Origin of the sequence: Falsihalocynthiibacter sp. CO-5D18, assembly GCF_041205445.1 — a bacterium.
In the GTDB taxonomy this organism is placed as follows: Bacteria; Pseudomonadota; Alphaproteobacteria; order Rhodobacterales; family Rhodobacteraceae; genus Falsihalocynthiibacter; species Falsihalocynthiibacter arcticus.
Genome location: NZ_JBGFCF010000064.1, coordinates 1 through 953, shown reverse-complemented (window position 1 = coordinate 953; position 953 = coordinate 1). Strand labels below are relative to the sequence as shown.

Annotated in this window: 1 protein-coding gene; it reads right to left on the bottom strand. The window is 51.6% G+C overall.

Going from position 1 to position 953, the window contains the following annotated elements; all coding sequences use genetic code 11:
- On the bottom strand, positions 1 to 864 hold an 864-nt coding region (locus AB9F27_RS21880), incomplete at its 3' end, for an IS110 family transposase (RefSeq protein WP_369758200.1).
- Positions 865 to 953: the final 89 nt, after the last annotated feature.

Sequence of the window (953 nt, the reverse complement as noted above, 5' to 3'; positions counted from 1 at the left end):
CCATCTGATACGGGTCATGGCCCCAATAATCAGCAATCGTCGGATATCGCGTTGGCCCATTTTTGAGGTGCGGCCTAATATTTGCCGCCCGCCTGTGGATTTCTGGACAGGTACCAGCCCAAGCCAAGCCGCAAAATCACGCCCTCGCTTGAAACCCTCCAGCGGGGGAGAGAAAGCTTTGATTGCCATCGCACTCACTGGACCAACACCCGGCGCGGTTTGTAATCTTATGGTTTCTGGGTCAGTCTTTGCTTCATCTTTTAGACGCCGCTCTATCACAACTATCTTATCCGTGATGGTACTGAGTTGATCCAGATGCAGCCGACTGAGTTCAACGACGATAGGGGATAAATCGCTTTCTGGGTCTTCAATCTGTTCTGCCAACTTCTTCACAAAGGTCAGGCCAGGTGGAGCGACTATACCATATTCCATCAAATGACCCCGCAACGCGTTAATAATCGCATTCCGTTGCCGGACAAACAGATCTCGCGTCTTAAAGACCATAGAGCGAGATTGTTGTTCAGCCGATTTAACAGGTACAAATCGCATTGTGGGCCGGACCGCAGCTTCTGCAATTGCCTCAGCGTCGTTCGCGTCATTCTTCTGACGCTTAACGAACGGTTTCACATAGATAGGTGGGATCAAACGGACCTCGTGGCCGAGCTTCATGATCTCACGGCCCCAATAATGCGATGACGCACATGCTTCCATCGCGACCACACAAGACGACTGCTCGCTGAGGAACTTTAAGAACTGGCCCCGAGATAATTTCTTACGGAAGACGGGCTCACCCGTCGCCGTCGCGCCATGCGCTTGGAAAACTGACTTTGCCAAGTCGACGCCAATCATTGTAACTTCGTTCATGGATGTCTCCTCCGATTTGGTGCTTTCAATATCACCACTATGGCACACTTTGATGCCGGTTCCGGGGTGAGGCATCCACACCATCAGTG